The 7,006-nt window shown below is 58.5% G+C and carries 5 protein-coding genes; 1 reads left to right on the top strand and 4 read right to left on the bottom strand.

What is annotated here, in order from left to right:
• Positions 1-249: 249 nt before the first annotated feature.
• The 4 genes from E1297_RS05705 to E1297_RS05690 form a co-directional block, all read right to left on the bottom strand.
• On the bottom strand, positions 250-777 hold the full coding sequence (locus E1297_RS05705; protein ID WP_155135110.1) for a hypothetical protein: 528 nt from the start codon (positions 775-777) through the stop codon (positions 250-252).
• Positions 778-791: 14 nt separating this feature from the next.
• On the bottom strand, positions 792-1,751 hold the full coding sequence (locus tag E1297_RS05700; RefSeq protein WP_155135107.1) for a hypothetical protein: 960 nt from the start codon (positions 1,749-1,751) through the stop codon (positions 792-794).
• Positions 1,752-1,931: 180 nt separating this feature from the next.
• Positions 1,932-2,234, bottom strand: coding sequence for a hypothetical protein (locus E1297_RS05695; RefSeq protein WP_155135104.1), 303 nt, complete (start codon positions 2,232-2,234; stop codon positions 1,932-1,934).
• A complete protein-coding gene (locus tag E1297_RS05690) occupies positions 2,231-2,500 on the bottom strand; it encodes a hypothetical protein (protein ID WP_155135101.1) in 270 nt (89 codons plus the stop codon). The genes E1297_RS05695 and E1297_RS05690 overlap by 4 nt, the downstream gene beginning before the upstream one ends.
• A 132-nt stretch (positions 2,501-2,632) precedes the next feature.
• Here E1297_RS05690 and E1297_RS05685 point away from each other — a divergent pair, with 132 nt between their 5' ends.
• A complete protein-coding gene (locus tag E1297_RS05685; protein WP_155135098.1) occupies positions 2,633-6,889 on the top strand; it encodes a bifunctional DNA primase/polymerase in 4,257 nt (1,418 codons plus the stop codon).
• Positions 6,890-7,006: the final 117 nt, after the last annotated feature.

The raw sequence follows: 7,006 nt of genomic DNA, 5'->3' as shown, positions 1-7,006 counted from the left end.
GAATCCTTCGAGCTTTGGATATCAGGATTTGGCTGCCGGGAGATGCCTTGTGAAAATAGTTGCTTTTGCGCAGCGCCGACATCTTGGGTTCTATTCGTCGCCACGCCACCGTCCTTCAAAGCTGTCTCCCAATAGAAGATACTTGAATCCTTGTTGTAGCCTTGTCAATCAAAGGAGGCGCCCTCTACCTTGCTCTGAAGAACAGGGTTTCCAGCGCACAGTTCAGATAAATCTTCAACGGAACAATGATCAGAACGGGTTCCCTCCCAAACCCGGTTCGCGAACCTCACCTTGCTCTCGAACGAATCGGCCGTCGAAGAATTCGAAAGCTGTCCGGCACCAGATTTCGCGCGGATCTGCAAACTTTCCGTAATAGACGACCGCCGGCTCGAGCGTCGCCTCCTGGATGACGTGCATATTCACGACATATAGTTGACCGGACTTGAGGTGGCGCCACTCCGAGAAATATGGCGCTCTATCGCGATTTTCAGCGACTCGTCGCAGAACCGGTTCCAGACCGTCCTTTGAATCCCGACCACCAACCTCAGCACCCTCGGCAGACCGTTTTTCGTCCTCGAGAACCTTAAGCTGTTCCCAGACGTATATCGGAACGACCTTTTCGATGTCAGCGAGATCCGCCGCATGCCTGTCCCTCAGACCCACCGCTTCCGGCGTTCCGTCGCAAAACGCGTTCAACGAGCCATTAATGGGCTTAAGCCGCTTTGACCTGATTACTGTCAAAAGCTTAACGAGATCTGCTTGATTGATATCGATCATCGACATTCCTTTCGTCAGCTTCCACAGAAGACGGCCTCGCCGCGGTCCTTGATCGCCGAGTTCAAGGTGGTGCCACCGCGCGTCACCTCGAATACCTGACAAGTACCCCGCAAACCCTTGCGCTTAACCCAGAATTTGGTTGTTCCGTCGGACGCCGTATGAGCGGATGATCCCGAACTCACCGCCTTCAGAACCGCGATATCGAGGTCCATCCGAAGTTCCGGTGTGAGGACGTGATCTCCCCAAGGTGACCTGACTCTTTCGTCCGGCTTGGGGGCAATTGCCACAGCCATCTCGATTACTTCCCGAGGGTCGGTCGTTTCGACTTCCGCCTTCGTCTTGAGGGCCTGGCGCTCGTCTGCGAATTGCACTTCCGGCGACAGCATTACTACACGAGCAGATACCGAAGTCGAACCAGAGTTCGGACGAGGAGCTGACACTGCTATTGCGGGCAACTGCGTCAATTGCGGCGCCTCAAGTTCCTGCGCATTAATGACGGTTGACGACAGTTGGACCGGTTGAATTGGTTGCGCGTTGGGTTTCACGGGTTCGGCCAGTGGTGCCCGAACGAGTTTGCCCAACCCCGGCTGCATAGACGGTACGGACGGAGGATCAACGACCGACGGCCTAAGCGTTCTCGTCTCGGCGCCCCTATCCACCTTCAGCGCACCCTGGATATCGACGAAGTCTTCCGAAGACGAGAACCTCGGTCTCGAAAGAGCCGGGGTCGGCTTCGTTTCTTCGATGTCCGGAAGCAGTGCCGCGACGACCTCCTTCCTTTCTTTAGGGGGATTTCCCCACGCGCTCTGAGCGCTCCACGAACTGTTCGACCCGTCGTCCTTCGTCGAATACTCAGCCCATTCGTCCGACCACTCCGGCGACACCGCAGTGTCGCTGGACGGAACCCTCGATGTTAGGCCACAGCCGGACAGAAGCAAAGCCGCCAACGAGGCGCAGAAAACCGTTCTCTTCATGCTTGATCGCCTTTCCCGTTTCATGCGACGCGTTTCAGATAGGCCGCGCACTTCACGGCCCTGATTCTGTCCGCACAAGTCCTAACGACGGTCATGGACGCAAAATCGAGGTGAATGTAACTCTCGGATACCTTCTCGCCATTGATACAAAGACCGCCCTTCGGCTGGTACGTCGACATGTTACTCCGTCTCCCGCTTCGAGGTCGCTTCGGATATCTTCGCTACCGCCGAGTCCAGAACCTCAAGACCGTCCGGATGCGCGAATACCTGCCCGCCCGCGTATTGACGGCCGTCGCGGGAGGTCGAGGACTGAACGACCATGATCAGCTCAAAGGATTTGAGGACTGATATTGTCCACTCCCAAAGCTCGATGGGCATCTGGGGAAACGACCTGTATTCCAGATGATCCTTATCCTTGAATCCCATCTCCGACGGTCTCGGTGTCAGGAGGTCCATCAATTCGTCCAGCGTAAGATTAGTCACGTCCGTTTCCTTTTTCTGATCCACTCACGGGCGAATTCGTCCGGATGAACGGCCCTGAGAAGCGCCCGAGCGGCACCCTTCAGGAACGGGGGCCGCTCCTCCTCCGGAATCGCGTCCCACAGATATTTCTCGAGCGACGGCGGTCTTCTTGTGGTCGTTTCCTCATTGTGATCCGAAGAATTCACGGAGAGTCCTTCGCCGGCCGCGGAACCATTGTCCGCGCCAGCGTTCCCGACCGTTATCCCCTCGTCATTTGCAATCGTCATTGATCCGGCGTGTCCTGTTATCTTCCTCCGAAATCGGAGGCGAGAACCGAAAGATATCGAATCCAAAATCAGTTGACAAGGAATCCTTGACATGTGAGGTAGCGCTTAAGGATTCATAAGAAAGGGGCGAGCGTGAGTTTCGATGCGCTGAGGGATTTGGCCGACATCTTCGGGGGCGCGGCGCGGCCCGTGGTCGAAGACGACGGTGCCTCGTCGCTCGAGCACATGTACAAGCCCGCCGAGACGATCTTCGCAGCCAACGCGCGCGAGATGGTTGCGGCGGGGTGGAGCATCTTCCCGCAGGAGGCCACCGGGCGACGCATGCCCGGCCGCGTCAACGGCGAGGTCATCAGATGGGTAGAAGAGCACAGACTCGTAGATCGCCGACCCTCCCGAGAGACGCTCGAACTTTGGCGCGGCCATTGCGCGACGCTCAACACAGCCGTTGTCTTCGGTCCCGCGTCCGGGAACACCTTTGCGATCGACATCGACGTCGTCGAGGAAACGCTCAGCTCCCAAATTCAGGAACTCGCGGAGCGCCTCCTCGGCCCGACGCCGCTCCGAAGGGTGGGGCGCTGGCCGAAGATCGCTCTGATTTATCGTCACCACGAAGATGACGAGGTCCCCAACGTTTCGCCGAAATTCTCTTACGTTCCGTCCCCCGAGAACCCGGGAGAGTCCGACCAAGGTCTCGAAGTCCTGTCTGCGGGCAAGCCGATGACCTTCTTCGGCAAGCACCACGTGACGGGCCGATATTTCCGTTGGCTGGACGGTACGCCGGATATGCTCGGCCCCGAATCCACCCCCGTCGTCACGTCCGAAAAGGTCGCCGAGTTCATCGAAGCCGTTGACGTGCTGCGCGCCTTCCACAGATCCCCGGTGATGGAGGAAATGGAGGAGGAGTGGGTCTTCGACGAAACTCAAGGTATCTACATCCCAAGGCTTCGCGCGGGCGGAACGGATACCCGCTGGGTGGAGAACGACGAAGGCAAGGTCAGTGATGGCCGTGAAGCCTACCTGACGACCCTCAGTGCGCGCGTCGTTACCTCCAACAGGAAGATCGCCCTCGACAGCGTCAGCGGACAGCCCATGCTCGCCAAGGTCGTCGAGGAGGAGTTCCGTCAGAATGCCGTGCTCAGCGGTCGATGGACCGGCAACTCCCTGAGGCGGGAGTGTCTGACCAAGGTCAAGTCAGCCGCTAGGAGCCTGAAGGCGGGCAAGCTGAAGGGGCGCAACTTCCTGCCGCCTGAAAAGGACGGCAAACTCATCCGCATGCCGTCAGCCGATAGTCACATTCCGCCGCAACCGCGTAATACGGAAGGTGATAGCCTCGACTTCCTGCCGCCATTTGTGGACACCTCTTCGCCGTCCTACGTGCCGCATGCCCGGTATCAGCGCAGCCCTATCAAATGCAAGGTTCTCCCTCCCGCACCGGGGGCCAAGGAAGAACGAGAGATTCAGCGCGACCGCAGGCCGACCGCGGAAGCGGTTTCGTCCGGTCTAATGAAGGCGTTCAAGACCTTCTGGGACGAGGTCTATGACGAAACGCACCTCAACACCCGCGTCCACATCCTGAAGGCTCCAACGGGGGCGGGCAAAACCTCGCGCGGCATCAGCTTCATCGCTGAGGACCCCCGCACCAAGGATGACTATACAGTTCGCGGAAGCGACGGAGAAATCATCTTCGAGGGGCGCAGTCCGATTCTGTTCCTGCTCCCGACCTACGCCAACATCGAGGAACTACGTCATCGCTCTCAAGTCCTGAACCTCGATTCCTCTCTTTCCGACAACGATTTGCGCAAGCAGGCGGAAGACCGCGGCCTTATCCATGAGGACGATCTTCCCGGCCGGCTCGCCGAACTACGCCGGGACGCGAAGAACGCCGGCCTCGAGACGATGATCTATCAAGGCAAGCTCAAGGCTGGTTGCCAGATGGCCGACAAGGTAGCTATGGCGATGGAAGCAGGCATCGGCACGGCTGGCTTCTGCAAGGCGGAAAAGCAGCTCGATGAAATCGATCCCGATACCGGGAAACCGATGAAGGAAGAAATTCTCTGTCCGTATTACAATGATTGTGAAGCAATCAAACAAAAAAAACGAATCGAGCGGAGTCACGTCGTCTTTATGCCGCATGCCTTTCTGTCCTTGAATGTCCCTGAGGAGCTTCAGCACGTCAGGGCGGTTGTGGCGGATGAGCGCATTCACCACCTCTTCCTTCATACCGCAACGCTTGACAGTGACACCTTCAACGCACCGCGCAAGCCACCGCGCCTCTCCAAGAAGGAGAAGGCAGACGGCGTTTCCGCAGAAGAGTTCGGCGAAGACCGCCGCATGGCCGTCCAGGTCGCCAACGATGCCCTCATGAGGAAGGAATGTCCTGTCGAGGCTCTCCTCAAGATCACCGAAAAGGACCCTCAAACAGGCGCTCAGGTGTGCTTCACGTGGGTCGAGTCCGCGCTGCGCGTTTGCGGCGCATCAATCCAACGCGACGGCACGGTTACCCCGGACATCACGATGGAGGAACTCGAGGAAATCTGTTCCCAGCCAACAGGCACCCAGGTTCGCGAGGAATACAGGTTCTGGAAGATCGTCTATGAGCGGATGCAGAAGCGCCGCGACGAGATCATCATGGACGACCTGCGCCGCGCCAAATACGGCCCTGCCGCGGAGTCCCCCAACACGCCCAAAAAGAAGATCAAGGACTACCGGATTCAGCCTCTCGAGGACATTACTGCGAAGGGCGAGACCCGGCATACGATCAGAATTTCCTGGCGTGAAACCCCTAACTGGGTGGATCGTCCGCTTCTCCTCCTCGACGCATCCGCCGCGCCCGACATGATTTCCAAGATCTGGTCCGGGAAGGAGGTCGTCGTTCACGACATTCCGGCGAGCCTGAACGTCAGAATCGTCGCCATAGCCGACCGGACGTATTCGAACGCCTCCGTCGTGGCCCCGCCCTCGGCGACGAAGCAGGAGAAATCGAGTTCTGGCAAGCTTCTTCAGGATGTCCGCAGGGCTCTGACGATGACTTCTGCTCTCTACGGGTGGAGCAGGGTGGTGGCGGGCGGCTCCATTCTCGTGCGACGCACGGTCAATCTTGACTGGGAAGGCCCACACAACATCGACTGGTGTCATTTCGGCGCGATGCGCGGTCTCGATTTTGCCAAGTTCCACGCGGCCGCAATCTCCGTCGGGCGCATGGAACTCCCCATTCGAACAATCGACGGTCTGGTCGCCGCCCTGACGTATGACGACGACGATCCAGAGGAGCCTTACGACAACCTCGGCACCGGCCTGAGCCGAGAGAGGAAGCCTCTCATGGTTCCAGCCGGAGTGCAGACCGTCCGTATGCGCTCGGGTCACGATGTCAAGATGGCGGTACCGATGTTTCCGGGCAAATGGGGCCGGATGATCCAGCGCCAGTACCGCGAGGAGGAACTCCTTCAGTTCCTCGGACGCCTTCGCCCGGTTTACCGCGAGGGCGATGCTCCGATCTGGTTCTCACTCTCTTCGGTCATCCCCGAAGAGGTGATCGTCGACGACATCGTCACTCTAGACGACTTCCTGAGGCAATCGATCAAGAGAACCCAGAGCAACGCATGGGAGGCCATGCGCCGAGGCTATGGGGTTCTCGACGCGGAATTGGCGGCCACCACATGCCCCGACCTCTACAAGGACAGAAAAGCAGCCACGACCGATTTGCGCTCCCTCGGGCTGAACCCGATCGACGGCTCCGCAAAGGGCCGTCTGGCGTGGTCGGTCTACTCCTATCGCTGGCGCTGTGAAGACGAGACGGGACATTCCTTCGTGCGCGGTGATATCGGCGACCCGGAAGCCGCCTTGCGCGAAATCCTGCGAGAAATCCTCGGCAAACACATATCAAACGTCGAACTCCTTTCCGAGCCTAAGGAGAGAACGCTCGCGCGCGGACGCAAGGAGGACAAGATCGAGGTCGAACTCGGTTCACTTCAGGACCGCCGCGAATCCGAGCGGGAGCACCTCGAGCGGGTTGCAATGAAGGTCCTTATGCAGACATCCAGAAATGAGATGGAGGCCCTCCTCAAGGGCAAACGCCTGCCATTGCGTCTTCCGACGGGACTTGAGCACGAGAACGGACGAACGCGCCGGGGGCAGGACACGAGCATGGTCCAGTTCCCAGACATCGAGGCGAAAGAAACGATCAACAAGATGTGGAAGGCTCTCGGGGTCGAGCCGGACGAAGTGAGTTCCGAAGTTCCAGACCTCGGGGTCAAGGCGACACTCGAAGCGGCGACGAACAAGAGTACGGATATGCCATCCTATGAGCAGGTCGGTGATCACCTGAGAGACATGACACCGGAAGCCCTGTTGAACGCGGGCGATCTCTACGACACCGAGATCCCGTACTGATTGTTGTGGCTGCCGGGCGTCCACTAAATATAATCCTGTCCAAGTCCCAGACAGGCGAAGTTAACGTCTTTTCCACCCTGAAGGACAGGGAAGACGTTAAACGCAGGCCGTCAGGCT

The organism is Roseibium sp. RKSG952, assembly GCF_009711355.1.
The sequence above is the reverse complement of the archived record's forward strand: the minus strand, read 5'-3'. Positions and strand labels throughout refer to the sequence as shown.

Coding starts and splice junctions, on each gene's coding strand:
- E1297_RS05700 (WP_155135107.1), bottom strand. CDS start 1,751: ATGAAGAGAACGGTTTTCTGCGCCTCGTTGGCGGCTTTGCTTCTGTCC.
- E1297_RS05690 (WP_155135101.1), bottom strand. CDS start 2,500: ATGACGATTGCAAATGACGAGGGGATAACGGTCGGGAACGCTGGCGCG.
- E1297_RS05705 (WP_155135110.1), bottom strand. CDS start 777: ATGATCGATATCAATCAAGCAGATCTCGTTAAGCTTTTGACAGTAATC.